The sequence below is a fragment of the Pseudomonas sp. LBUM1669 genome (assembly GCF_059695705.1).
The window spans coordinates 1,788,261-1,811,884 of record NZ_CP166784.1 but is presented as its reverse complement, the minus strand read 5'-3'; the positions used below and the strand labels follow the sequence as shown (position 1 = coordinate 1,811,884).

Below are 23,624 nucleotides of genomic sequence, written 5' to 3'. Positions count from 1 at the left end.
ACCCATGGCCCGTTCATCATCCGACACGCCACAAGACCGGGGCTACTTCGGCAGCTTCGGCAAAACCGCCGAGAGCGAATTCATGCCGGAAACCGCCGGCGCCTCGCTGCAGGATTCTCCGCGCTGGTCGCGAATCACCGTGTGGCTGGCCGCAGCCTTGCTGATTACGGCACTGGTCTGGGCCAAGTTTGCGGTGCTGCAAGAAGTCACCATGGGCGAAGGCAAGGCGATCCCGTCGAGCAAGGTCCAGGTGATCCAGAACCTTGAGGGCGGCATCGTCACCGAGATCTTTGTGCGCGAAGGGCAAATGGTGAACAAGGGCGACACCTTGCTGCGCCTGGATGACACGCGCTTTCTGTCGAACAAGGGCGAGAGCGAAGCGGATCGTTATGCCTTGACCGCGCAGGTCGAACGTCTGTCGGCTGAAGCGGAAGGCCGGCCATTCAAGCTGTCGCCGGAGGTCATCGCCAAGGCACCGCAAGTGGCCGAGGATGAGCGCTCGCTGTATGAACAACGCCAGCGCCGATTGGCCAGTGAGCAACGGACGCTGAGTGAACAACTTCGGCAGAAAACCCAGGAACTGGCGGAATTCCGCTCCAAGCAGGGGCAGTTCAGTTCGAGCCTGGCCTTGTTGCAACAAGAGATGAACATGTCCGCACCGCTGGTGGGCACCGGGGCGGTTTCACCGGTGGAAATCCTGCGGCTCAAACGCAGCGCCGTGGAGATTCGCGGCTCGCTGAACGCCACGACACTGGCAATTCCTCGGGCGGAATCGGCGATCAACGAGATCAAAAGCAAGATTGATGAATCGGAACAATCCTTCCGCTCGGACGCGGCGAAAGAGCTGAATGAGAAACGCACCGACCTGTCGAAAATCACAGCCTCGAGCATTGCCATCGATGACCGTGTGACCCGCACCACCGTGGTGTCGCCGGTGCACGGGATTATCAAAGTGCTGAAGGTCAATACCATCGGCGGCGTGGTCCAGCCCGGCAGCGACATGGTGGAGATCGTCCCCATTGAAGACAACTTGCTGATCGAAGCCAAGGTGCGGCCGCAGGACGTGGCGTTTCTGCATCCGGGGCAGAAAGCGATGGTCAAGTTCAGTGCGTACGACTACACGATTTATGGCGGGCTGACTGCCAAGCTGGAGTTGATTGGTGCGGACACGATTACCGATGACAAGGGCAACAGCTTTTATCTGATTCAGGTGAGGACCGACAAGAATCACTTGGGCGGGGATGTGAAACCGTTGCTGATTATTCCGGGGATGGTGGCGACGGTGGACATCATCACGGGCGAGAAAAGCGTGTTGGATTACCTGTTGAAACCGGTGTTGAAAGCCAGGACCGAGGCGATGCGGGAACGGTAGTTTCTTGCCGGGTTAGTTGGTGATTGTGCTGCCGTCTTCGCGGGCAAGCCTCGCTCCTACGGGGTTGATGTCGTTCACAAAACATCGGCACACCTCACTCCTGTAGGAGCGAGGCTTGCCCGCGAAGAGCCCCCTCTGTCACCCACTATTTTGGCCCATGGTTACGCAAAAAGGTCTCTTCTCCCATCGCCGCAATCTGCCCCTCGATCAACGCCTCGAACGGTTTCAACAAAGGTTCAAAAGAGCTCGGCGCTTCCAGCGTCTGCAACGCCTGAACAATCGCTTCCACCGTCGACAACGCTCCCGGCCCGGGGGCTTTGCGCAGTCGATAGCGAGACACGCCGCCATCCACCAACGTCACCCTCGGCAACGCCGCCAGCAATGGATTGAGGTGCAACATCTTGCGCGCCTTGCGCCAGGTACCGTCCGGGACGACCAGCAACAGTGGCTCGTCATTCGAGGTGTACGCCTGCAACGGCTGCGCATCGTCGGCCGGAAACAACAACCGCGCTTGATACCCCGGAGGATTCAGCAGCACCGGCAAATCCTCGAACACCTCGCCGACAATCAACTCGGCATTCTTCAAGCCCAACGCGGCCAGTCGCGCCGTGTTCAGCGCATGGTTCACTTCGCTCGGATGCTGCAATAGCAACACCCGGGTGCGGCTGTCGAGGCTCGGGATCAACGGGCACAGGCAATGGGTTTGTGGGCGCAGGCAACGTGGACACTGGATTCTGGACATGTTCTCAGGCCTGGTTCAGTTGTGCTTTGAGCAGATCGCGGAAAGTCTGGATCAGCGGCTCACGACTGCGGCCACGGCGCACGATCATCGAGAACGGTGCCTGATAGCCGAAGGTGGCGGGCAGCAGGACGCGCAAATCGCCCTTGTCCGCCCAAGCCTGGGCGTAGTGCTCCGGCAGGTAGCCGATGTAGGCGCCGGAAAGCACCAGAATCAGCTGCGCCTCCATACTTTCCACCGTGGCGGCGCTGTGTTTGAACCCGTGACGCGCTAGCTCGGCCTGGCTCCAGTAACCACGGCCCACCATGCGCTGCTGGGTGATGACTTGCTCGGGGATGCGCCGTTCGGTGAACAGCGGATGACGACTGCTGCAATACAGCCAGTGTTGTTCGCGGTACAGCGGCATGTAGACCAGACCGCTCATGCGCGTGGAGAACGCGCCGATGGCCAGGTCGAGACGGTTGTCCTGCACGCCGAGCTGCAGTTCGTAGGGGCTCATGACCGACAGGTGCAAATGCACGGCCGGGTGTTCCTGGCTGTAGGCGCCGATGGCTTCGGCGAAGGGCAAGGCCTTATCGCTGACGGTGGAGTCGATCACCCCAAGGTTGAGGGTGCCGCGCAGCTCGCCCTTCAACGCCGCTGCATATTGTTCGAAGCCTTCAAGCTCGCCCAACAGACGCAGGGTTTCCTGATGGAACAGCTCGCCCTTGCTCGTCAGGCTGAAACCACCGCGACCGCGATGGCAGAGCACCAGGCCGAGGGCGGCTTCGAGCTGGCTCATGTAAGTGCTGATCGCCGAGGTCGAGAGGTTGAGCTCTTGCTGGGCATTGGCGAACCCCTGATGACGCACCACGCTGACGAAGATGCGTAACAGTTTCAGGTCGGGTAAAGCGTTGGCCATGGGGGGCTCCAGCAAAAGCACATGTAGACGATGAGGCCTGTAGCAGCTGCCGAGCCCGCGAGGCTGCGTTCGGCTGCGCAGCAGTCGTAAAACCTGAGCGCGAGGTTTTTTCTGAAGCACCGCGTTGCCTGATTTGACGACTGCTGCGCAGCCGAACGCTGCCTCGCGGTGCTCGACAGCTGCTACAAGGCCAAGTGTCAGTTGCGAAATAAAGCAGCGCCAGTCTATCGGCACGTCAGCCATTAGTTTAGAAAAATCTGAACTAAGTATTTGCCCGTAGCGATTCTTCCCGTGCACTACATTTCGCAGAATCGGCCCCCAACGGTGCCCGTACCTCCCCGGAGCGGCGCAACCGACATAAATAAAACAACGACGATGAGGCCTTACCCGTGGACAAGATTCTTCACCAACCACTGGGCGGCAATGAAATGCCGCGCTTCGGCGGCATCGCCACCATGATGCGACTCCCCCATTTGCCTACCGCTGCCGGTCTGGATGCTGCCTTCGTCGGCGTCCCGCTGGACATCGGCACCTCGCTGCGCCCCGGCACCCGTTTCGGACCTCGCGAAATCCGCGCTGAATCGGTGATGATCCGCCCGTACAACATGGCGACCGGCGCTGCGCCGTTTGACTCGCTGTCGGTGGCCGACATCGGCGACGTGGCGATCAACACCTTTAACCTGCTGGACGCCGTGCGGATCATCGAAGAATCCTACGACGCCATCCTCGAACACAACGTGATCCCCCTGACCCTGGGCGGCGACCACACCATCACCCTGCCGATCCTGCGTGCCATTCACAAGAAGCACGGCAAGGTCGGCCTGGTGCACATCGACGCTCACGCCGATGTGAACGATCACATGTTTGGCGAGAAAGTCGCCCACGGCACCACCTTCCGTCGCGCGGCCGAAGAAGGCCTGATCGACTGCGATCGCGTGGTGCAAATCGGCTTGCGCGCTCAGGGTTACACCTCCGAAGACTTCAACTGGAGCCGTAAGCAAGGCTTCCGTGTGGTTCAGGCCGAAGAGTGCTGGCACAAATCCCTGGCACCGCTGATGGCTGAAGTCCGCGAGAAAGTCGGCGGCGGTCCGGTGTACCTGACGTTTGACATCGACGGCATCGACCCTGCGTGGGCGCCAGGTACCGGCACCCCGGAAATCGGTGGTCTGACGACCATTCAGGCGATTGAGATCATTCGCGGCTGCCAAGGCCTCGACCTGATCGGCTGCGATCTGGTAGAAGTCTCGCCCGCTTACGACACCACCGGCAACACCTCGCTGCTGGCCGCCAACTTGCTGTACGAAATGCTCTGCGTACTGCCTGGCGTGGCCCACCGCTGAGGATCGGTCATGAACGAACGTGATCAGGTGTTGAAAGCCGCCGCCGATCTGGTGACGGCCTTTGCCCGTAACGATCGCGAAGCCTACTTCGGCGCGTTCAGCGCCGACGCCAGCTTCGTGTTCTACACCCTCGAGCAGCCCCTGCTGTCGCGCGACGCCTATCAGGCGTTGTGGGACACCTGGCGCGCCGAGGATGGCTTCGAGGTGCTTGCGTGCACCTCGAGCAACGCCTTCGTCAGCCTGCAGGGTGACATGGCGATTTTCATCCATGACGTGGCCACCGAGCTGCGCATGCAAGGGGAGCAACACTTCAGCCAGGAGCGCGAGACGATTGTGTTTCGCCGACAACAACAAGGCCTATGGCTGGCCTGCCACGAACATTTGTCCGCAATGCCGGAAGGGCTGCCACCCCCTTAGCCAAACAGGTGACGCTCACACACGATGAGCGCGCCTTTATGATCGGAGCTGATCATGAATAACAACAACAAAGACCAAAGCCTTACGCACATCGAAACCTACGGGGTCGAACAGATCCCGGACAACGAACGCACTGCAGGCCCGACGGACTTGTTCCGGATGATCTTCGGCGGTTCCAACACTTTTGCCACCGCCGTGCTCGGCAGTTTCCCGGTGCTGTTCGGCCTGTCTTTTCAGGCGGGCGTCTGGGCGATTGTGCTGGGCGTGCTGCTGGGCTCGCTGATCCTCGCACCCATGGGCCTGTTCGGCCCGATCAATGGCACCAACAACGCCGTGTCTTCCGGTGCGCACTTCGGCGTGCACGGGCGGATCGTCGGTTCGTTCCTGTCACTGCTGACCGCCATCGCCTTCTTCTCGCTCTCGGTATGGAGTTCGGGTGATGCGCTGATTGGTGGTGCGAAACGCCTGATTGGTCTGCCGGAAACCGACCTGACCCTGGGCCTGGCCTACGGTCTGTTCGCGATTCTGGTGCTGACGGTTTGCATCTATGGCTTCCGCTTCCTGCTGTGGGTCAACAAGATCGCCGTGTGGAGCGCCAGCCTGCTGTTCCTGCTGGGCATCTTCGCCTTTGCCGGGCCTTTTGATGTGAACTACGCCGGCACCGTCAGCATGGGGCAACCGGGTTTCTGGGCAGCGTTCATCGGTGCTGCACTGGTGGCCATGAGCAACCCGATTTCCTTCGGTGCGTTCCTCGGTGACTGGTCGCGCTACATCCCGCGGGACACTTCCAAGCGCCGGATCATGGCCGCCGTGGTGATCTCGCAGATCGCGACTTTCATTCCGTTCCTGTTCGGTCTCGCCACCGCCACCATCGTTGCGATCAAGGCACCGGACTACATCGCGGCCAACAACTACGTCGGCGGTCTGCTCGCGGTTTCGCCGAGCTGGTTCTTCCTGCCGGTGTGCCTGATCGCAGTGATCGGCGGCATGTCCACCGGCACTACTTCGCTGTATGGCACCGGGCTGGACATGTCCAGCGTGTTCCCACGGGTGCTGTCGCGGGTCAAGGCGACGTTGCTGATCGGTGTGATGTCGATTGCCTTCATCTTCATCGGGCGCTTTGCGGCGAACCTGGTGCAGAGCGTGTCGACCTTCGCCGTGCTGATCATCACCTGCACCACCCCGTGGATGGTGATCATGATCATCGGTCTGCTGGTGCGCCGCGGCTTCTACTGCCCGGATGACCTGCAAGTGTTCACCCGCGGCGAGAAAGGCGGCCGCTACTGGTTCACCCATGGCTGGAACTGGCGTGGCCTGGGTGCCTGGATCCCGAGTGCACTGGTGGGTCTGTGCTTCGTGAACCTGCCGGGGCAGTTTGTGGGTGTGCTGGGTGATCTGGCCGGCGGCATCGACATCAGCCTGCCGGTCACCCTCGGCCTGGCCTCGCTGGTGTACCTCACGCTGCTCAGCCTGTTCCCGGAACCGGCCGCGGTGTTCGGGCCGAATGATGCACGCAGCAAAGGCACGGATTCGCTCGGAAAACCGGCGATGCGACAAGCCGCCTGATTCGACACAAACGGTGGTCAACGGAACCTCTGTGGCGAGGGAGCTTGCTCCCGCTCGACTGCGCAGCAGTCGCAAAACAGGCTAATGGTGTTTCTCCTGAAGAAACGCGGTTACCGGATTTGGGGCTGCTTCGCAGCCCAGCGGGAGCAAGCTCCCTCGCCACAAAAAGCGGACTGATTGCCACATTGCTTTTCAGCCTCACCATAAAAAAGACAATCGGAGACACGCCATCATGGCTTTGGATTTATTCGTCGTACTCATCTACGCCGCCGCGATGCTGATACTCGGCTACTACGGCATGCGCAAGGCCAAGACCAACGAAGACTTTTTGGTCGCCGGTCGTAACCTCGGCCCGAGCCTGTACATGGGCACCATGGCCGCTACCGTTCTGGGCGGCGCGTCCACTGTGGGCACCGTGCGCCTGGGCTACGTCCATGGCATCTCCGGTTTCTGGCTCTGCGCCGCACTGGGGTGCGGGATCGTGGCGTTGAACCTGTTTCTCGCCAAACCGCTGCTGAAACTGAAAATCTACACCGTTACCCAGGTGCTGGAAAAACGCTACAACCCGATGGCCCGCACCGCGAGCGCGGTGATCATGCTGGCGTATGCGCTGATGATCGGCGTGGTCTCGATCCTGGCCATTGGCACCGTGTTGCAAGTGCTGTTCGACCTGCCGTTCTGGCTGTCGGTATTGGTCGGCGGTGGCGTGGTGGTGATTTACTCGGCGATCGGCGGCATGTGGTCCCTGACTCTGACCGACATCGTCCAGTTCGTGATCAAGACCGTGGGCCTGATGTTCATCCTGTTGCCAATCTGCCTGTACCGCGTCGGTGGTTGGGATGAGTTGGTGTTGAAACTGCCGGCATCTGCCTTCAGCTTCACCACGATTGGCTGGGACACCATCATCACCTACTTCATGATCTACTTCTTCGGGATCCTGATCGGCCAGGACATCTGGCAACGTGTATTCACCGTCAAGAGCGCCAAAGTGGCTCAGGTCGCCGGTACATTCGCAGGCCTCTACTGCATCCTTTATGGACTGGCTTGCGCCCTGATCGGCATGGCCGCTCATGTGCTGATCCCGGACCTGGACAACGTCAACAACGCCTTCGCCGCCATCGTCAAACTGTCTCTGCCGGACGGCATCCGTGGCCTGGTGATTGCGGCTGCCCTGGCGGCCATGATGTCCACCGCCAGCGCCGGCCTGCTCGCCGCCGCCACCACCCTGACCGAAGACCTGCTGCCGAAACTGCGCGGCGGAAAACAGTCAAGCCTGGGTATCAACCGCCTGTTCACCCTGCTGACCGGCATCGTGGTGCTGGGTATCGCGCTGGTGGTAAACGATGTGATCAGTGCCTTGACCCTGGCCTACAACCTGTTGGTGGGCGGCATGCTGATCCCGCTGATCGGTGCAATCTTCTGGAAACGCGCAACCACCGCCGGCGCTATCGCCAGCATGGGCCTGGGTTTTGCCACTGCGCTGCTGTTCATGATCAAGGACGGTATGGACGCCAACACTCCGATCTACTACAGCCTCGCCGTAGGCCTGGTGAGCTTCGTTGTGGTCAGCTTGCTGTCCCCTCGTCCGGCAGCGGTGGCCAGCGCCGCCTAAGCTGAACCTAACGACTTGATGCTTTCTTCGACGGGTGTGGCGTCGGTTGCCACATCCGTTTTTTTTCGTGTGGAGAAAACTGTTGATGAAGATTGTTTCTCGCGATCAGTGGTTCGAAGTCAAACAGCTCAGTGACGGCATTCGGTTGATTCACGAGCCTTACATCCGGCCGTTCTATCGCTGCAACCTCTGGCACATTCAGGGCCGCGACAAGGACTTGCTGCTGGACAGCGGTTCCGGGCTGGTGAGCCTGCGCGAACAGCTGCCATGGATCACTGAGCGGCCGTTGGTCGCCGTGGCCAGTCATTGCCATTTCGACCACATTGCCGGGCATCACGAGTTTCCGGAGCGGCTGGTGCATCCGGCCGAAGCGCAGATCCTGGCCGCGCCGGACGGCGAAAACGATTTGAGCCGGGCGTTCGTCGGCGACGACATGTTCGAGGCGCACCCGGACTGCCCGTTGTGCTACGCCGAGTATCGAGTCAAAGCCGCCCCGGCCACAGGGATGATTGAAGAAGGCGACGTGCTGGATCTGGGCAATCGCGTGCTGCAAGTGCTGCACACGCCGGGGCATTCACCGGGCGGCATCAGCCTGTACGAAGCCGCGACCGAGACGCTGTTCAGCGGCGACATCATCTACGACGGCCCGCTGATCGAAGACGCCTACCATTCCAATCTCGACGACTACGCTCGCAGCCTGCAACGCTTGCACGCGTTGCCGATCCGAACGGTGCACGGCGGGCATTTCGGCAGTTTTTCCGGGGAGCATTTGCGCACGATGATTGACGAGTGGCAGCGCTCACACGCCTGAAGCCTGCTGTACTCAAGCCCAGGGACAACAACAATAACGCCCTCGAAGAACCACCATGAAAAGAGCTGCCGTTCGTGCCGCCGTGCATCGCTTCATCAGCCGCCTGCTGGAGGGTCAGGATGACTTCGACGATAACGCCAGCCTGGCGCAGTTGGGATTGGATAAACAGGAGATCGAAGAGCTGATCTTCCATCTGGAGGATGAGCTGGGGTTGACGGCGTTTACGGCGGAAGAAGACAGGATGCTCAAGGACGCCAGGACGGCGAATGATTTGAGTCGGTTTTTGATGGAGATCGGGCGGCATTGATACGGGCTGCCAACTACGGACTATTTGGCATCCGAAAACCTGTGGCGAGGGGATTTATCCACGTCCGGCTGCGAAGCAGTCGCAAATCGCCTAGCGCGGTCAACCAGATACAACTCCGGTTGAATGGTCTTGGGGCTGCTTCGCAGCCCAACGGGGATAAATCCCCTCGCCACAACAGCCCGCTCACCACAATAAGCCCGCTCGTCACGGGCCCTGTGTCGGCAGTTTACCGACGGCGCTGCTGGCGTCGACGCTGTTCGTCGTCAGTGCGAATTGGCACAGGTTGCAGAGGCGGTTCGATCAGACCGAGTGCAACACCCAGATCGTGCAGCCAGTTTTGGATTTTCTCTTTCATGGTGCCCCCTTCAGGGTAGTGCCGAGCGGCTGAAATTCTGTAGCCCCTTCGCACTGATAATAGTCCGAAGTCCTACGCAATGCTCGGCCAAATCCGCAATGATCTGTTACTGAATTGATCAGAATACCTGACCGATAGTTCAAGCAATCGCCGAAGCCTGCACTGGCGCCGATGGATAGACCGCTTGTTGCTGCTCAATCCACGCGTTCAGGTTGGCCCCGACCATGCCTTTGCGCCACATCAGCCACGTCGTCGCGTGGGCAAACGGCTCCGCCAACGGGTGCACCGCCACGCTTTCGCGGCCCGGCAGGCTGGCCAACATCGACTCCGACATCAGCGCCACGCCCGAGCCGGCAATCACACACGCCAGCATGCCAGGGTAGGACTCGATCTCCATCGCCCGCCCCATGGCCGCGTGGTCATGGGCGATTGTGCGTCCGGTCACTGCTGCCCAAGGGCTTTGCGCAAACGACGGCGCACCCACTGCTCAGCGCTGACAAACGTGATGCCCAGCAGCACCAGCACCGCGCCGATGACGAAGTTCAGGCTCAGCGCTTCACCCAGCAACACCACGCCGAACGTGACACCGAACAGCGGCGTCATGAACGAAAACACGGCCAGGTTCGCCGCCAGATAACGGCGCAACAACCAGAACCACGTCAGGTAGCTGAAGAACGACACCACCAATCCCTGGAACAGCACGCTCGCCACCGCCACGGCAGTCAGGCTGACATGGGTCACCTGACCGCTGAGGATCGCAATCAGCAACAGCCCGACGAACCCGACGATCAGCTGATAGAACAGGGTCAGCGTAACCGGGGCTTCCGACAGTCTCGAGGCGCGCACCACCACCGTGGTTGCGCCCCAGGATGCACCGGCCAGCACGCCCAACGCGTCGCCCATCAACATGCGATGATCGAGGTTGTCCCAGGACACGCCGCCAGCAAACGCGATGGCGATCCCGACGAACGCGAGGAAAATCCCCAGCCATTGCACGGGCCTCAGACGTTCGCTCGGCAGCAGCCAGTGCACGCCCAACGCGGTGAAAATCGGCGCGGTGTAAAGGAACACCGACATGTGCGCGGCCGTGGTCAGTTGCAAACCTTCGGAAATGAAAAAGAACTCCAGGCCAAACAGCGCACCCGCCAGCAAGCCTCCGCGCCAGGTGCTGCTGACTTGGTCCCAACCGCCCTTCCAGCAGATCAACAATCCTACAAGCAAGGCGGAAATGCCCGACCGCCCTGCCGCTTGCATGACCGGCGCAATGTCTGGCGCCGCCCACTTGATCATGACCTGCTGAATACCCCAGATCAGGCACAACCCGATCATCACTTGCAGGGCAAACCCATCGGCGCTACGCCGGGTGGCGCTCACCGGAACACCTCGACAACACACAACATGGCAGTGGCTCGACAGTAAAAAACAAAGCCCCGGCCTGCTTGCTGAACAAACGGCGCCGGGGCGAAAAATGAGGCTGTCGATTATTAACCAAGTGGCCAGAAAATGCCGCTTCGGGGCGACCTTTAAATACGTACGACAACAATCAACTGTAGGAGCGAGCCTGCTCGCGATGACGTCATCTCAAACCACGGAGATCATCGCACTTTGCGCGCAGCCCAATACCCAACGCTACATGCAACACACGTGGCAAAAGCACCCCACGCCATATCCATCAACGCCAACTGAACCGACCACCCCTTTAACGTCGCCCAGTTGCTCAGGTCATACGTGCCGTAAGCCACCAACCCCAACAACGCGCCCAGCGCCGAAGCGCGTCGCCAAGTCTTCGCCGGCAACACCACGAACACCACACAACCCAATACATAGAGCAGATAGAACACCGCTGCTGGGGCCAGCAGCGGTTGGTCGAGCATCAGCGGACCGAGCAGCGCCCGATAAGTCGGCGCCATCAGTACGCCCAGCCAAAGGCCGTCGAGCACGAGAAACGCGAGCAAGGAGCCCGCGTAGGCAAACAGCCCTTTTTTCATAACCTACCCCCATGTAATCGTTCTAGATGGGGCCGGAGCGAGGTCAGCTTAGTTCAATGCGATCCGCATGAATGACGATCTGGCCGTTCTTGTACAGCGCACCGATGGCCTTCTTGAAGTTGCCTTTGCTGACACCAAACAGGCTGGTGATCACTGTCGGGTCGCTCTTGTCGCTGACCGGCAGGGTGCCGTTGTTTTCGCGCAACTTGGCGAGGATCTTCGAGTTGAGGCTGGTGGCGGCTTCTTCGCCTACCGGTTGCAGGCTCAGGCTGATCTTGCCGTCGGCACGGACTTCCTTGATAAAGCCCTTCTCTTCCTTGCCGGCGCGCATGAACTTGAAGATTTCGTTCTTGTGGATCAGGCCCCAATGCTTGTTGTTGATGATCGCCTTGAAGCCCATGTCGGTCGCTTCAGCCACCAGAAGGTCAACTTCCTGGCCTGGGGTGTAGTTGCCCGGGGTCTTGTCGAGGTAGCGGTCCAGGCGTGCCGTCGCGGTGATGCGGCGGGTGTGTTTGTCGAGGTAGACGTGCACCACGACATACTCGCCTGCCGTCATCTGGCGCTTTTCTTCGGAGTACGGCAGCAGCAGATCCTTCGGCAGACCCCAATCCAGGAAGACACCGATGCTGTTGACTTCAACGACTTTCAAACTGGCGAATTCACCGACCTGAACTTTCGGCGTTTCGGTAGTTGCGATGAGTTTGTCATCGCTGTCCAGATAAACAAAAACGTTGAGCCAATCTTCATCTTCGCTGGGAATATCTTTGGGAATATAACGATTAGGCAGGAGGATTTCGCCGTCCGCGCCACCGTCAAGATATAAACCGAAGTTAGTGTGTTTAACCACTTGCAAACTGTTGTAGCGCCCGACTAAAGCCATTTCCAATACCCTCATTGCGTGGGCGGCATTCTACCCGTTTTTGCGGGCAACGTTTCTGTGGCCAGCCCGGTGACACCAGAAATTCTTCTGAAGGCCTTAATTTTCCTAGGCCCTGCCTCAGGCTTTTGGCCGCTCGTCAGGCCGAACGGGTGATTTTTACCCCTGCCAGACCATCAGAAGCCCTGACGTTTCTACCGTCGTTCTTAGTTAAAACAGCAGCTTAGGGGCGTATTTCTAATATTAACTTGTGAGTAATTGTGCCCCTACGATGTGTATTTTGAGGGGATATTTGCCAAGCAATTGTCAAGTATTTCCTGTACGATGCCTGGCCAAGTTAATTTTCTACAGGTTAATGGCCGCCATGCGTGTAAAAGCATCCAACAGCAAAGCAAAGCCAGCTCCAGCCGTTGAAACCAGCGAATCGATCAACAACCAGATTGCTGCGTTCCTCAAGTCCGGCGGCGAGATCCAGCAAATTGCCAAAGGCGTCAGCGGCCAGACGTTCGGCCCGTCCAAGCAGATCACTTTGGGCAAGAAGTAACACTCCCCCAAAGATCCGCCGCGTCACCTGGTCCGTAAGCGCTTTGAGCTTCGAAGCGCTTGGACTGGAACCTCCCCGCAACACCCCGCCAAACACACCCATATTTCAAAAATCGACGAACGGCCTTCAATGCCGAGCATTCGCCGGTATGCTTGCACACGTCTAGATCAAGCGTTTCAGTAGGTTTTCGTTCCTGCTCCTCGCGGTCATGGAGTGACGCATGCTCAAACCCTCCTATTTATTGCTCGGCAGCCTGCTGTCGTGTTCATTCGCCAATGCGCAAATCTTTCAGCGTGAACTGGGCGACTTCGACCTCAAACTCGGCACCACCCCCAGCCGCAGCATGGCCCAAGGGCTGGTCAAACCTTCCAGCACCGGTTCGTTTCACGGTGGTCTCGACCTGAGTCATGACAGCGGCTTTTATGTGGGCCAATGGGCACCAAGCATGGGTCTGTCGCCCGGCGCCAACCTGGAAGTCGACTCCTACATGGGCTTTAAACAGCCTTTCGATAATACCCTCGGCTACGAAGTCGGCATGATCCGCTACAGCTATCCGAAAGTAGACACCCTCGACAGCCAGGAGCTGTTCGGTGGCCTGACCTTTCTCGGCAGCCGTTTCGGCGCAGCGTTCAGCAACGACCCGGACAAACAGAACAGCACCGTCTTCGCCGACCTGGGCGGCAATCAGCCGTTCGGCATCGGAGTCAGCATGAAATACACCACCCACCAGCTCAACACGCCGGCGTCCGTCGACGGTGGCTATATCGGCAGTTTCACCGATTGGTCGGTGCAACTTTCGCGGCCGGTCATGGGCGTCGACCTGAACCTGATCTACAGCGATTCAAGCCTCAGCGGCAGCGACTGTTCCGCCTATTCCGGGCACAACAGCCAATGCGACGGGTTGGTCACCCTCAAGGCCGAGCGCGCCTTCTATTGATCGGCTGAACTGCCGGGCCCATTCTGCGTTCACATAAGAATCCCCTCAAGAAGCCAGGCCTTCGCAAGGACTTGCCCATGTCGCGCTGGTTGAAGTATCTCGCCGTCATCATCACCCTCAGCCTCGCCCTTGGCGCGTGCAGCCGCGTGGGCCTGGCCTACCGCAATCTCGACGTGATCATTCCGTGGACGCTCAGCGACTACCTGGACATGAACGGCGAACAAAAAGGCTGGTTCAACGAGCGCCTCAAGGAACACTTGAGTTGGCACTGCACTACGCAATTGCCGGGCTATCTCGACTGGCTGGACCGCTTGCAGACCATGGTCGAGACCAATCAGGTCACCGAAGCCGCGCTGCAAACCCGTACTCAGGAAGCCAAAGCCGCCATCGCCCAGACCGCCCGGGAAATCACGCCCTCGGCCATCGAGTTGTTACAGGGGCTGGATGACAAGCAAGTCGCGGAAATGAACGACGCCTTCGCCAAGGATCAGCGAAAACGCCAGGAGGATTACGTTAAACCGTCTCTCGATCAGCAGATCAAGCAGCGCGCCGAGCGCATGGAAAAGCGCCTGAATGACTGGCTGGGTCCGCTCAGCCCGACTCAGCGACAACGGGTGGTCACTTGGTCGAACGCCTTGGGTGACCAGAACACGCAATGGATCGCCAACCGCGTCCATTGGCAGAAGCAGTTCAGCGCGGCGGTTGCGCAGCGCCAGAGTCCGGAATTCCCACAGCGTATCGAGACACTTCTGGTGAATCGCGAGAGTTTGTGGACGACGGCGTACCGTCAGGCCTACGCCAATACCGAAGCGCAGGCGCGAAGCTTGTTTGTGGATTTGATGGCTGAGAGTACACCGGCTCAGCGCCAGCGGCTGCTGAAAAAGATTGAAGGGGTGCGCAAGGACTTCAACGATTTGAAATGCCTCAAAGCCGCTCAGAAAGGTTAGGCCCAACACAAATCAAAATGTGGGAGTGAGCCTGCTCACTCCCACATTAGTTATCGGTGGTGTTCAGGCAATCTGCGCCTTCGACGCCACCTCATCAAACGTCACCTCATCCAGCGCATCTTCCTGCTCGTCCAATACCTGCCGCGGATGGTCATTACCCGGAATGCTGCTGTCGATCAGGCTCAACAAACTCGAGCCCCGAGCCGTCAAAATGTAATTGGAGCCGGTGCCACCCTGTTCCACGGGCCGAGGCTCGATATAACCGCGCGCCAGCAGTAATTTTTCGTACTCGCCGGCCACAGCCTTGAGGTGATCGAGGTTTTCAGTCTGCTCGCCTTCCGCCGCTTTCTCCGCAGCGTACTGCTCGGCATACGGGCGCGGCGTGAAACTGGACTCACCGTGTTGCACTTCGTGCAGCAAGCGTTCAATCAAATCCCAGTTGTAAGTTGTCATCCTGATTCAACCTCCAAAGCCTGTGAGTGAGATGGCCTTCTTAAGTTGTGACCGACACCGCACGCAGCCGTTCAGCCGAGTTTTTTGCGGCTAACGACCGACGGCATGTCGATTTGGACGCAGGTCAAACGACTAGGCTCTGTAAGACACCTCCCAGCATTGCGAAGGAGAAACCTGATGAACGTTCAGAATCATCCCGTCGTGTCCCGCGAAGAATGGCTCGCCGCCCGCAAACAACACCTGGCCCACGAAAAAGCCTTCACCAAAGAACGAGACAAACTCAGCGCCGAACGCCGCGCCCTGCCTTGGGTGAAAATCGACAAGGACTACCACTTCCAAGGCCCCAACGGCGAACTGAAACTCGCCGACCTGTTCGGCGGCCGCAGCCAATTGGTCATCTACCACTTCATGTTCGCCGCCGGATGGGACGAAGGCTGCCCCGGCTGCTCGTTCCTGTCCGACCACATCGACGGCGCCAACCAGCATCTGGCCCACCATGACGTCGCCGTGGTGGCGGTTTCTCACGCACCGTTTGCCGAATTCCAGGCCTTCAAACGGCGCATGGGCTGGAAATTCGACTGGGTGTCGTCAGAAGGTTGCGATTTCAACTACGACTTCGGCGTCACCGCCCGAGCCGAAGACGTCGCTGCCGGTAAAGCTACCTACAACTACGAAAAATCCGACGGCGCCGAAGAAGAACTCCCCGGCCTCAGCGTGTTTTATCGCAATGAAGCGGGAGAAATCTTCCACACCTATTCCACTTATGCTCGTGGCCTAGACATGTTGGTAGGGGCCTATAACTACCTCGACCTCATGCCCAAGGGCCGTAACGAAGAGGAAATCATGGAATGGGTGCAGCACCACGACAAATACGACGACAAGACGTCATCCAGCTGCTGCCATGGGGGATAGTGAGCTAGAACACATAACAACTTTCAGGCCGCAGAGTCTCGAAACGCCACGACCGGATCACTCCATCGGCCGTGGTGTACACCGAGTAGCTGCAATCGAATAGCCAGTTGAAGTAGTAACGATTGCCGTCACCCTCGACCACTCGCTGGTAGCGGCGTTCGTGATTGTTCGGGGACCACAACATGAGTCGACAGCGAACATCGCAAGGGCTGTTTTCGAGGTCGGGTATTGGTTGCCCTACCAGGTTGTTGGCGCTATCGATCCATACTGAACGAGAAGGTCCGCAGGCAGAAAGTGACAGGGCTAAAAACATCAACGCTAATTTGGAAAACATGTCCGATCCTTGGGCATAAAGAGGGGGATATCAATTCAAGAAGTCGTTGTGCCAATCACGATCCGGGGCAAAAAGGCTTTGAATCCTGCTCCCTCTGTCCCGTTCTGAATAAGATTTACGCCTTCTGATCCATTTTCAGGATGGAACAGTGAAGAAAACGGACGACCTTAGGGTTGCCCGTTTTCCTGATAGGCACAAGATCTGAGGGGCTTACGGTAATTTGAACATAACTACCGTTTCTGCCGATTCTGGCAGCCCCAAGAAAAGCTTCCACTGCTCCAGAACCTGACGCCACTCTTGCAGGGTAAATTTACCTTCGGGCTGTCCAACCCAGTCGTCGTTGATCAGGATGTCGACCTGGACACCTGTAGCGTCCATGGTCAGCTCAACATCATTGCCCCCCCCGACCTCTGATGATTCGGAACCATCTTCGATCGAAGTTATGCAATCTAGTAGTCGATCACAATCCCCTTGTGTCTGAGCAATCGCGTTAAGAACAGTGCAAATATAGAGCTCATACCGCTCAGCATTCTCTCCAGAAGAAACCAACGCGGCCCTGTAAAGCACTGTCCCAGCAATAGGGTGAATTCCTCCGGGAATATAGTAATACTTCAGTTCCATGTGCCTGCCTCTCGTCAAGGTCTATAAATTGGATAGATAGTTGTCCTTGGAGAAACATATCCCTCGACCTCAACCCCAGATGGGGTTGTCGACCGCCATATGGTTCCTGTTACAACCTTATCAGGACTATTCCATGCGCCATCAATTTCATTTATCAATCGTGCCTTATCCCAAGTGGAAGGGAACATCGAATTCTTCAATTTATTAGATGTTTTGGTCAACCATTGGCCAGGATTCTTCGGATCCCAATAAAAGGGGACAGATTTATTTTCCGGGCACACAGCAAAATAAATAAATCTGTCCCCTTTTCTCCAGCCAAACAAGTAAGTCCGCACCATGGCTCCCGAAGGTTAACGTAATATATCTCCATACTTATCCCAAACCAAACCACAGGACAAAATTGAGTCGTCGACATCGTGCAAGATACAATTCCAACGCTTACCAAAATTCAAGAAAACGTTCAGATACATTAATCTAGACCTCCGAGTATGGTCCAATCTCATTTCAATGAGTGTCTGTGGAGTTGCACCTAGAACACCCTCCCACTCAAGAATATCCTCCGCATCATAAAAACCCTCACAAACATCTTTTGGCAACATTGCCAACCATATATCTGACTCGCCTTCACTTATCGCTCCTCGAGGGAATTCGCCAAATTTAACAGACCCTCCGTTGCTATATATAAACACCTGAAACTCTTCTACCGTCAATAGCGCTGAAGAAATAATCATTGCAGAATCCGCCATAACTACAAACCTCCTTTGCTTGCGCCGTAAGAAAAAAAGCTGCTCAATACTACTCACAACCTTAACACCTATTTTTTTAACAAAAAGGGGACAGACTTGAATGGCACTTACTTAGCAGCTAACCAGTTGAGCTAAAAGCAAAAAATGAAGAAGGGCTGGTCTTGGTCTACGGTGATAGTTGCGAACACACACCGACGAACCAAGGACACAGCCCCAATGAATCGTAGACGTCAAATTCTCCAGCATCAACAGCAACGTTTCCATCGACACGCTTCGAACTGTGATGCCTATGCGTTTTTTAATCTTCTCACCGCTCCCGAACTGTTACAGCGCGTCGAGTCTGCACTGCCAGAATATCGGGAGCGTCTGTTTCCGCCGACTGAAACGCTGTCTATGTTCCTGGCTCAAGCGATGAGTGCCGACCGTTCCTGCCAGAACGCCGTCAACGACTTGTCCATCAAACGGTCTTGTGGCGGCATGAAGCCCAATAGCACTCGCACGGGCGCCTACTGTAAAGCCAGAGAGCGGCTGCCTGTTGAGATGGTTTCCACGCTGGTCAGGCACACCGGTGCTTCGATAAGTGAAAAAGCACCCTCGTCGTGGCGCTGGATGGGACGGCCTGTACGCCTTGTGGACGGTACGACGGTCAGCATGCCCGACACCGCAGCCAATCAGGGTGCCTATCCGCAGTCTCGCGGTCAGAAAGTCGGTCTTGGTTTTCCGCTGTGTCGAGTGGTTGGCATCGTTTGCCTCTCCAGCGGCGCCGTTTTAGATGCTGCCCTTGGGCGTTTCCGAGGCAAGGGCGGCGATGAACAGACGCTGCTCAGATCAATGCTCGACACGTTGAAAACAGGTGACATTTTGTTAGGCGACGCTTACTACGCTACCTATTTCTTGCTGTGCGAGTTGCAACGAAGAGGTATCGATGGCGTGTTCGAACAATACGGTGCTCGACGGCGCAGCACGGACTTTCGCTTGGGGCAAAGTCTCGGTTCGGAAGATCATCTGATCGAGTTGAAAAAGCCCGAAAGAAGGCCGCCTTGGATGAGTCAGTCGCATTACGAACAGGCGCCTGAAGGCTGACAGTGCGAGAGCTGAAGGCTGGCGGAAAGACGTTGGTGACCACGTTGCATTGCCCGAAGCAGACACCCAAAACAGCCCTCAAATCGCTGTACAAGGGGCGATGGCATGTCGAGTTAGATTTACGCAATCTCAAAGCTACGCTGGGACTTGGAAAGTTAAGCTGCAAAACCCCAGGCATGGCAGTCAAGGAGTTATGGGTCTATCTGTTGGCACACAATCTGATCCGAATGCTCATGGCGCAATCGGCTTTATTAGCTGACTGCTTACCTCGCGAACTGAGTTTCAAACACAGCCTTCAGTTATGGCTGGCCATGCGACAATACGGCCGCCTTGAAGAAGAGGATGACCTGTAATTTATTGACGCTGATCGCTCAAAGGCGCGTTGGAAACCGACCTGGTCGTATCGAGCCGCGAGCCATAAAACGAAGACCTCAAGCCTACCCCTTGCTGACCAAACCGCGTCGGTCAGCAAGGGCAGATGTCAGGAAAAATGGGCACGCAAAACATGTTAAGTAAGTGCCATTCGGGACAGATTTATTTTCCGGTCATTTCACCGATGCCAAACAAATAAATCCGTTCACTTTGCGTTCAATACGACCGAGCCAATGCTGCTAGCGGTAGCCCCTGAACCTATGCGAAACACATCTCCTATTCACAATTTATTAGAACACATGTATTGCCAAATTTTACAACCAAGCTAATCGGTTTTTGGGTCGCACCATCGTCCGTTGATATCTCAACTTGCAGTTCTTGATTTTCGAACGACTGCAGTTCCTTCACGAGTTGCTTAATTGTTTTCCCTCGACTGACCCAATCAGATTTCTTTTCATCAGCCATATTAATCACCGATACGATTCAAGTTAAAATCGAAAGTCGCAGATCGCGCTTCTTTACTCCGAAAACAAATAAATCCGCCCCCTTACCCTAACCACTCGCTCATACCGGTGTTCGTGATTGTCGCGGACCACAACATGTGCCGGCGGCGAGCGTCGCACGGGCTGCTTTCGACTCCAATTTTATGTATGTTTCAGAATTAACAAGAGACATTCAAACCGCAAGCAGAGATAAAATCACGTATCGGTATATCAAGAAAGCTACTCTCTCCAGCGGAAAGAACATCTTGCAATGTGACGATGCCTTTTTCAAAGTCCAAAGAAACGTCAAAGCAATTAAACTCGAACTCCCTGAGCAGAACGCTCTTTGAGCACATCCGCTCATCAAAGGCATCTTTCAAAATAGAGCGAACGCTGTCGTCCAACTCTTGGGCGACAAATCGTTCTATTAGTGTGCCGCCACTGCTCATAACCATTCCTAACTAGTACGGGAATGCAGTCTGAATCACACCATCCCGAACATTTATTTTGATTGTCGATGTTGGAGCGCCTGAGACGTTTGTTCCAATCACCTTACCTGCGTTGTACTCAATAACGTGCCCACCTGGGCCATTAGGAGTTACCTTCCCATATCTCAGTGCGTTATCAACATAACTAGAGACATCTTTAACAGATGTTCCCTGCGAGAACTTACTAACATTCCCAAATCCTGAGTCAGGCCCATGGCGATAGAATACATGCTCAATTCCTGTCATCAAACCGCCTTTGTTATAAGTGCTCGCGCTCCACGATGCATCTATTTGTCTTGGGGCTGGTAATGCCTTGATCGTGTCATCTACAACAGCCCCAGTTCCTTTTGCCCCAACTATAACTGACTCTTTTGCAAACCACGACCCCGCCTTCCCTAGTAACGCAGCCAACCCTAATCCGGAAAGCTCTCCCGCAGTGAAGGCGCCCCACGCCTTGACGAACTCATTTGCAGGCAGGACGCCATCAAAACCTTGCCCTTGAGCCAGTGCCAATTGCGTTTGGGCAATTTCTTCTGCTGAGGCTTTATTTTGCCGCATGAATTCCGTGAGGGACGTTGCTGCTTGTCCATACTCCGTCAAACCTGGCGGCATGTGAATTTCAAAATTGTACTGCGTAGCATTGTTGGCAACCCATGCCCCACTTTGCAGCGTTTCTGCATCCCCCTCTTGCGTCGACGCCGCCAGTACCCCGACGATCTGAGATGCCATGGAACGCAAATCAGGGTCGCCAGCAACCAATTTATTCAGGTCTACGATGAGGGCTTCATTCGCACCTGCTGCCAAGGCGCCCGTTGCAAAATCACCACCCGATATTTCTGAAAGCAACCCACCGACCATCGCGTGTATCGCGATTTTCTGAACAGATCCGTCGGCATAGGCTTTCGTATAGTCACCGACCGCGTTGAAACTGGCTGCCGCCAATGTATTGAACAGAGCTGTTTTCAATACATCACTGACACTGACGTCCTGCCCCAACGCCTTGCCCAGCAGTGCTGACGTCCCACCTTGCAGCACTTGGCTTGAAGCAAACTGACCGACGCCCGTCCAGGTGTTCAGTGGGGGGCCAGTGACTTTGCCAGTGAAGGAGTTTGTAGTCGTCCCAGTCAAATCATTGATGTAAGCGGCCGTGAAACCCGCCGTCACCCCTGAAATCACGTAGCCCTTGAGCGCATCCGAAGACGTCACATCCTTGAACACCGCCCCAAGATTCCCACCGTTATTGATAAAACTAGTGGTCGCGTTTGTTGCAGCACCTGTAGCCACTGCTGCAAGACCTGCAGCCCCTATGGTCCCCGCACCGGCGAACGCCGTCAGCGCAGCTGGGCCGACAATGGCCGCCATGATGATTGCGATGATGATTTGAGAAGCAGGCCCAAGCCCCGAGGTTTCATACTTGAACGACTCATGGATTTCCTTGACCAACTGCCAATCGACATCACCCCGAGCTTCGGCTTGCTTCAGCCAGGCCAGTTGCGGATCGGCCTGGACCATCGCATCAATGGTCTGACTGACGCTTTGCTGATCGACCTGTTTGATGTCGATTTTCAGGCCATCCACAGCCTTGATCACGATGTTGCCTTTGGCAATCATCTGGGTCTGGCGCAGTGTCTCGTCGGTATTGCCCTTGCCTTTCGATGAGGTCCAGAAGGCGTCGCCATCACTCTTGGTATGGCTCTCGTCATGCAGGTCCTTGACTGCTTCAAACGTGATGGAACCACCGCTGTCGAGAACGATGTTATTGCCGCTGTCGAGCTTCGCCACCTGATACCGCTGATCCCCCCCACTGGACAACGTCAGGTCACCACCGGATTTGATCTGCGTACCGATGTGGGTGATCTGCGTCACCTCATCGCGCTGGGTTTTCTCGGCGCCAAAGCCGCCCTTTTTCTTCATGTCATACAGCGAGTAATCACTGTCTTGCGCGGCCAGCAGTTGCAGGTCGCCGTCGGCGTGCAGGTAGGCTTCTTTGCCGGCGCTGATGTCGCTGGCGACCAGGGTCATGTCCTTGCCGGATTTGAGCGTGAGTTTGCCTCCCGCCTCCAGTGAGGTGCCGATCTGACTGATGTGGTCTTCCTGACGGGTTTCCTTTTTGTCCTTGAAATAGGAATGCTCTTCGTCGGCAGCGGCACCGAAGAACACATCGCGCTTAGCCTCGATGGTCACGTCGCCCTTGGCGTCGATCTTGCTGGCGACCGCCGCCATATCGCGGCCGGCATCGATTGTCAGGCCGGCACCGGAACTGACCTCTGCGCCGTGCTGGGTGAGGGTTGAGTCGAGGAAGTTGGTACGGCTTTCGGAGTGGCGCTCCTCCACGGAGGTGATGGTGACGTCGCGCTTGGCATCGATGTCCATGTCGCCACCGCTTTTCAACACACCACCGGTGTTGATCACATCGCGCCCGGCGTTGATCACCAAGTTGTTGGCGGCTTCGATGCGGGCGGCGTTGTCCACGAAGTCTCGTGCGTGACTGTAGTCGCCGACGCTGCTGTCGTGGGAGGTCACCGTGCGTTCATTGATCACGTCGCCTTTCGTGGTCGCGAGCGTCACGTCCCGCCCGGCAATAATGCCCCCCGCCTTGTTGGTCAAATTATTGGTGGCGAGCACCTTCAACCGGTCCCCCGCCTCCAGCAACCCGCTGCTCACCAGATCATTCTTGGCCGTCGCATCAAGGTTCTGGCTGGCGCGCAGGGTGCCGGCGTTGTTCAGGTCTTTGCCGGCGATCAGGGTTACGTCGCTGCCCTGGATCAGCGCGCCGTTGGCCGCCAAGCGATGGTTGGCGTTGGCCAGGTACAGCACTGGCACCAGGACTTTTTCGCCGTTCACTTCGTGCTCTTCGAGCCAGACGATGTCGTGGGTCAGGGCCGCGACTTGTTGTGAAGTGAGGGTCACGCCGAGGCTCAGGTTGAGCTGCTCCTTGCTGGCGATGGCGTTGTTCATCAGGTACTTGTAGAGCGCTTCGTCGGAGGTCTGGCCGTCGATGAAGCGTTGGCCGGTGCGGGCGACCACGGCTTGCTGGACCAGTTTCTGCTCGTAGAGACCGTCGCCCAGGCGCTTGGCGCTCTGGTCGGGGTCGTAGCCGAGGCCGGACAGCAGGTAGTCCGAGCTCATGAATTGCTTGAGGTCGGTGAGTGCCGGGTTGGTTTCGATCAGGTATTTGTGCGGGTGGGATTTGCCGGCGTTGCTCGGCAGGCCTTGCACGCGGTTGATAGTGACCGGCGTACTGGTAGACGAGGTGACGGTGGCGCCGGTGAGGGTCCAGCTTTGTGGGCCGGTGCCGGTCGGGTTGGTACTGCCTTCCTGACTCAGACGGAACAGGCCGTTCTGGCTGGTGGGCAGGCTGAAGCCGGGGAGCGCCAGCGGGTTGACTTGTTGCTGGGCCAGATCGGGGGCGAGTTGCTG

24 protein-coding genes and 2 pseudogenes are annotated in these 23,624 nt (G+C 57.1%); 12 read left to right on the top strand and 14 right to left on the bottom strand.

Annotation, left to right across the window (positions count from 1 at the left end; all coding sequences use genetic code 11):
• Positions 1-4 precede the first annotated feature (4 nt).
• A complete protein-coding gene (locus ACA051_RS08415; protein WP_094468566.1) occupies positions 5-1,372 on the top strand; it encodes an HlyD family type I secretion periplasmic adaptor subunit in 1,368 nt (455 codons plus the stop codon).
• A 145-nt stretch (positions 1,373-1,517) separates the two neighbouring features.
• Here the strand turns inward: ACA051_RS08415 and ACA051_RS08410 are convergent, their stop codons facing one another.
• Together ACA051_RS08410 and ACA051_RS08405 are read right to left on the bottom strand one after the other, a co-directional pair.
• The gene (locus tag ACA051_RS08410) at positions 1,518-2,114 is read right to left on the bottom strand and encodes a tRNA-uridine aminocarboxypropyltransferase (protein ID WP_497374363.1); all 597 of its coding nucleotides are present in this window, start codon (positions 2,112-2,114) and stop codon (positions 1,518-1,520) included.
• A gap of 4 nt (positions 2,115-2,118) precedes the next feature.
• Positions 2,119-3,012, bottom strand: coding sequence for a LysR family transcriptional regulator (locus ACA051_RS08405; RefSeq protein ID WP_007945995.1), 894 nt, complete (start codon positions 3,010-3,012; stop codon positions 2,119-2,121).
• 389 nt (positions 3,013-3,401) lie between these two features.
• On the opposite strand from ACA051_RS08405, the gene speB reads away from it, so the two are divergent.
• The 6 genes from speB (at position 3,402) to ACA051_RS08375 (ending at position 9,065) form a co-directional block, all read left to right on the top strand.
• A complete protein-coding gene (speB, locus tag ACA051_RS08400) occupies positions 3,402-4,352 on the top strand; it encodes an agmatinase (RefSeq protein WP_010462004.1) in 951 nt (316 codons plus the stop codon).
• Between the two features lie 9 nt (positions 4,353-4,361).
• Entirely contained in the window at positions 4,362-4,769 is a 408-nt protein-coding gene (locus tag ACA051_RS08395) for a YybH family protein (protein WP_497309085.1), read from the top strand.
• Between the two features lie 54 nt (positions 4,770-4,823).
• Entirely contained in the window at positions 4,824-6,335 is a 1,512-nt protein-coding gene (locus ACA051_RS08390) for a purine-cytosine permease family protein (RefSeq protein ID WP_497309083.1), read from the top strand.
• Positions 6,336-6,567: 232 nt separating this feature from the next.
• Positions 6,568-7,947 carry a sodium:solute symporter family protein gene (locus ACA051_RS08385; protein ID WP_497309082.1) on the top strand — a complete coding sequence of 460 codons (1,380 nt, stop codon included), beginning with the start codon at positions 6,568-6,570 and terminating at the stop codon, positions 7,945-7,947.
• An 85-nt stretch (positions 7,948-8,032) separates the two neighbouring features.
• Positions 8,033-8,758 (top strand): MBL fold metallo-hydrolase, encoded by a 726-nt coding sequence (locus tag ACA051_RS08380; protein WP_497309081.1) that lies wholly within the window; start codon positions 8,033-8,035, stop codon positions 8,756-8,758.
• 55 nt (positions 8,759-8,813) lie between these two features.
• Entirely contained in the window at positions 8,814-9,065 is a 252-nt protein-coding gene (locus tag ACA051_RS08375; RefSeq protein ID WP_497309080.1) for an acyl carrier protein, read from the top strand.
• Between the two features lie 226 nt (positions 9,066-9,291).
• On the opposite strand, the gene ACA051_RS08370 is transcribed toward ACA051_RS08375, so the two are convergent.
• The 5 genes and pseudogenes from ACA051_RS08370 to ACA051_RS08350 all read right to left on the bottom strand — a co-directional run bounded on the left by ACA051_RS08370 (position 9,292) and on the right by ACA051_RS08350 (position 12,288).
• The gene (locus ACA051_RS08370) at positions 9,292-9,420 is read right to left on the bottom strand and encodes a PA1414 family protein (RefSeq protein WP_007914492.1); all 129 of its coding nucleotides are present in this window, start codon (positions 9,418-9,420) and stop codon (positions 9,292-9,294) included.
• Positions 9,421-9,559: 139 nt separating this feature from the next.
• Positions 9,560-9,832: pseudogene (locus tag ACA051_RS08365) on the bottom strand (LysR substrate-binding domain-containing protein); the annotation flags it as partial.
• Between the two features lie 29 nt (positions 9,833-9,861).
• Positions 9,862-10,794: a DMT family transporter gene (locus ACA051_RS08360; protein ID WP_497374361.1), complete on the bottom strand. Its 933-nt coding sequence runs from the start codon at positions 10,792-10,794 to the stop codon at positions 9,862-9,864.
• A gap of 221 nt (positions 10,795-11,015) precedes the next feature.
• Complete coding sequence (locus tag ACA051_RS08355) at positions 11,016-11,408, bottom strand: DUF2177 family protein (RefSeq protein WP_497309078.1); 393 nt, start codon at positions 11,406-11,408, stop codon at positions 11,016-11,018.
• Between the two features lie 43 nt (positions 11,409-11,451).
• Entirely contained in the window at positions 11,452-12,288 is an 837-nt protein-coding gene (locus tag ACA051_RS08350; RefSeq protein WP_497309076.1) for a CvfB family protein, read from the bottom strand.
• Between the two features lie 352 nt (positions 12,289-12,640).
• Here ACA051_RS08350 and ACA051_RS08345 point away from each other — a divergent pair, with 352 nt between their 5' ends.
• From ACA051_RS08345 to ACA051_RS08335, 3 genes are all read left to right on the top strand, one after another.
• On the top strand, positions 12,641-12,829 hold the full coding sequence (locus ACA051_RS08345) for a PFL_1563 family small protein (RefSeq protein WP_017337097.1): 189 nt from the start codon (positions 12,641-12,643) through the stop codon (positions 12,827-12,829).
• A 220-nt stretch (positions 12,830-13,049) separates the two neighbouring features.
• Positions 13,050-13,766: a TorF family putative porin gene (locus tag ACA051_RS08340; protein ID WP_497309075.1), complete on the top strand. Its 717-nt coding sequence runs from the start codon at positions 13,050-13,052 to the stop codon at positions 13,764-13,766.
• Positions 13,767-13,843: 77 nt separating this feature from the next.
• A complete protein-coding gene (locus tag ACA051_RS08335; protein WP_497309074.1) occupies positions 13,844-14,713 on the top strand; it encodes a DUF6279 family lipoprotein in 870 nt (289 codons plus the stop codon).
• Between the two features lie 63 nt (positions 14,714-14,776).
• Here ACA051_RS08335 and ACA051_RS08330 read toward each other — a convergent pair whose 3' ends face one another.
• Complete coding sequence (locus tag ACA051_RS08330; RefSeq protein ID WP_497309072.1) at positions 14,777-15,166, bottom strand: transcriptional regulator; 390 nt, start codon at positions 15,164-15,166, stop codon at positions 14,777-14,779.
• 177 nt (positions 15,167-15,343) lie between these two features.
• Here ACA051_RS08330 and ACA051_RS08325 point away from each other — a divergent pair, with 177 nt between their 5' ends.
• The gene (locus ACA051_RS08325; protein ID WP_497309070.1) at positions 15,344-16,078 is read left to right on the top strand and encodes a DUF899 domain-containing protein; all 735 of its coding nucleotides are present in this window, start codon (positions 15,344-15,346) and stop codon (positions 16,076-16,078) included.
• A gap of 4 nt (positions 16,079-16,082) precedes the next feature.
• On the opposite strand, the gene ACA051_RS08320 is transcribed toward ACA051_RS08325, so the two are convergent.
• The 4 genes from ACA051_RS08320 to ACA051_RS08305 all read right to left on the bottom strand — a co-directional run bounded on the left by ACA051_RS08320 (position 16,083) and on the right by ACA051_RS08305 (position 17,779).
• The gene (locus tag ACA051_RS08320) at positions 16,083-16,262 is read right to left on the bottom strand and encodes a hypothetical protein (RefSeq protein ID WP_497309068.1); all 180 of its coding nucleotides are present in this window, start codon (positions 16,260-16,262) and stop codon (positions 16,083-16,085) included.
• A gap of 360 nt (positions 16,263-16,622) precedes the next feature.
• Complete coding sequence (locus ACA051_RS08315) at positions 16,623-17,033, bottom strand: hypothetical protein (RefSeq protein WP_497309066.1); 411 nt, start codon at positions 17,031-17,033, stop codon at positions 16,623-16,625.
• Between the two features lie 14 nt (positions 17,034-17,047).
• The gene (locus tag ACA051_RS08310) at positions 17,048-17,371 is read right to left on the bottom strand and encodes an EndoU domain-containing protein (protein WP_497309064.1); all 324 of its coding nucleotides are present in this window, start codon (positions 17,369-17,371) and stop codon (positions 17,048-17,050) included.
• Between the two features lie 12 nt (positions 17,372-17,383).
• Positions 17,384-17,779, bottom strand: coding sequence for a hypothetical protein (locus tag ACA051_RS08305; protein WP_497309062.1), 396 nt, complete (start codon positions 17,777-17,779; stop codon positions 17,384-17,386).
• 216 nt (positions 17,780-17,995) lie between these two features.
• On the opposite strand from ACA051_RS08305, the pseudogene ACA051_RS08300 reads away from it, so the two are divergent.
• Positions 17,996-19,378, top strand: a pseudogene (locus tag ACA051_RS08300) (IS4 family transposase).
• A 517-nt stretch (positions 19,379-19,895) separates the two neighbouring features.
• On the opposite strand, the gene ACA051_RS08295 reads toward ACA051_RS08300, so the two are convergent.
• A complete protein-coding gene (locus ACA051_RS08295; protein WP_054916221.1) occupies positions 19,896-20,165 on the bottom strand; it encodes a hypothetical protein in 270 nt (89 codons plus the stop codon).
• Positions 20,166-20,177: 12 nt separating this feature from the next.
• A complete protein-coding gene (locus tag ACA051_RS08290; protein ID WP_497375525.1) occupies positions 20,178-23,333 on the bottom strand; it encodes a DUF637 domain-containing protein in 3,156 nt (1,051 codons plus the stop codon).
• Positions 23,334-23,624: the final 291 nt, after the last annotated feature.

What these genes read in the sequence shown, in the direction of transcription:
- ACA051_RS08315 (WP_497309066.1), bottom strand. Translation starts at nt 17,033, where the DNA reads ATGGAACTGAAGTATTACTATATTCCCGGAGGAATTCACCCTATTGCT.
- ACA051_RS08340 (WP_497309075.1), top strand. Translation starts at nt 13,050, where the DNA reads ATGCTCAAACCCTCCTATTTATTGCTCGGCAGCCTGCTGTCGTGTTCA.
- ACA051_RS08305 (WP_497309062.1), bottom strand. Translation starts at nt 17,779, where the DNA reads ATGGCGGATTCTGCAATGATTATTTCTTCAGCGCTATTGACGGTAGAA.
- ACA051_RS08405 (WP_007945995.1), bottom strand. Translation starts at nt 3,012, where the DNA reads ATGGCCAACGCTTTACCCGACCTGAAACTGTTACGCATCTTCGTCAGC.
- ACA051_RS08345 (WP_017337097.1), top strand. Translation starts at nt 12,641, where the DNA reads ATGGCCGCCATGCGTGTAAAAGCATCCAACAGCAAAGCAAAGCCAGCT.
- ACA051_RS08350 (WP_497309076.1), bottom strand. Translation starts at nt 12,288, where the DNA reads ATGGCTTTAGTCGGGCGCTACAACAGTTTGCAAGTGGTTAAACACACT.
- ACA051_RS08310 (WP_497309064.1), bottom strand. Translation starts at nt 17,371, where the DNA reads ATGGTGCGGACTTACTTGTTTGGCTGGAGAAAAGGGGACAGATTTATT.
- ACA051_RS08320 (WP_497309068.1), bottom strand. Translation starts at nt 16,262, where the DNA reads ATGTTGTGGTCCCCGAACAATCACGAACGCCGCTACCAGCGAGTGGTC.
- ACA051_RS08355 (WP_497309078.1), bottom strand. Translation starts at nt 11,408, where the DNA reads ATGAAAAAAGGGCTGTTTGCCTACGCGGGCTCCTTGCTCGCGTTTCTC.
- ACA051_RS08395 (WP_497309085.1), top strand. Translation starts at nt 4,362, where the DNA reads ATGAACGAACGTGATCAGGTGTTGAAAGCCGCCGCCGATCTGGTGACG.
- ACA051_RS08330 (WP_497309072.1), bottom strand. Translation starts at nt 15,166, where the DNA reads ATGACAACTTACAACTGGGATTTGATTGAACGCTTGCTGCACGAAGTG.
- ACA051_RS08290 (WP_497375525.1), bottom strand. Translation starts at nt 23,333, where the DNA reads ATGAGCTCGGACTACCTGCTGTCCGGCCTCGGCTACGACCCCGACCAG.
- ACA051_RS08335 (WP_497309074.1), top strand. Translation starts at nt 13,844, where the DNA reads ATGTCGCGCTGGTTGAAGTATCTCGCCGTCATCATCACCCTCAGCCTC.
- ACA051_RS08390 (WP_497309083.1), top strand. Translation starts at nt 4,824, where the DNA reads ATGAATAACAACAACAAAGACCAAAGCCTTACGCACATCGAAACCTAC.
- ACA051_RS08410 (WP_497374363.1), bottom strand. Translation starts at nt 2,114, where the DNA reads ATGTCCAGAATCCAGTGTCCACGTTGCCTGCGCCCACAAACCCATTGC.
- ACA051_RS08295 (WP_054916221.1), bottom strand. Translation starts at nt 20,165, where the DNA reads ATGAGCAGTGGCGGCACACTAATAGAACGATTTGTCGCCCAAGAGTTG.
- ACA051_RS08380 (WP_497309081.1), top strand. Translation starts at nt 8,033, where the DNA reads ATGAAGATTGTTTCTCGCGATCAGTGGTTCGAAGTCAAACAGCTCAGT.
- ACA051_RS08385 (WP_497309082.1), top strand. Translation starts at nt 6,568, where the DNA reads ATGGCTTTGGATTTATTCGTCGTACTCATCTACGCCGCCGCGATGCTG.
- ACA051_RS08375 (WP_497309080.1), top strand. Translation starts at nt 8,814, where the DNA reads ATGAAAAGAGCTGCCGTTCGTGCCGCCGTGCATCGCTTCATCAGCCGC.
- ACA051_RS08325 (WP_497309070.1), top strand. Translation starts at nt 15,344, where the DNA reads ATGAACGTTCAGAATCATCCCGTCGTGTCCCGCGAAGAATGGCTCGCC.
- ACA051_RS08370 (WP_007914492.1), bottom strand. Translation starts at nt 9,420, where the DNA reads ATGAAAGAGAAAATCCAAAACTGGCTGCACGATCTGGGTGTTGCACTC.
- ACA051_RS08415 (WP_094468566.1), top strand. Translation starts at nt 5, where the DNA reads ATGGCCCGTTCATCATCCGACACGCCACAAGACCGGGGCTACTTCGGC.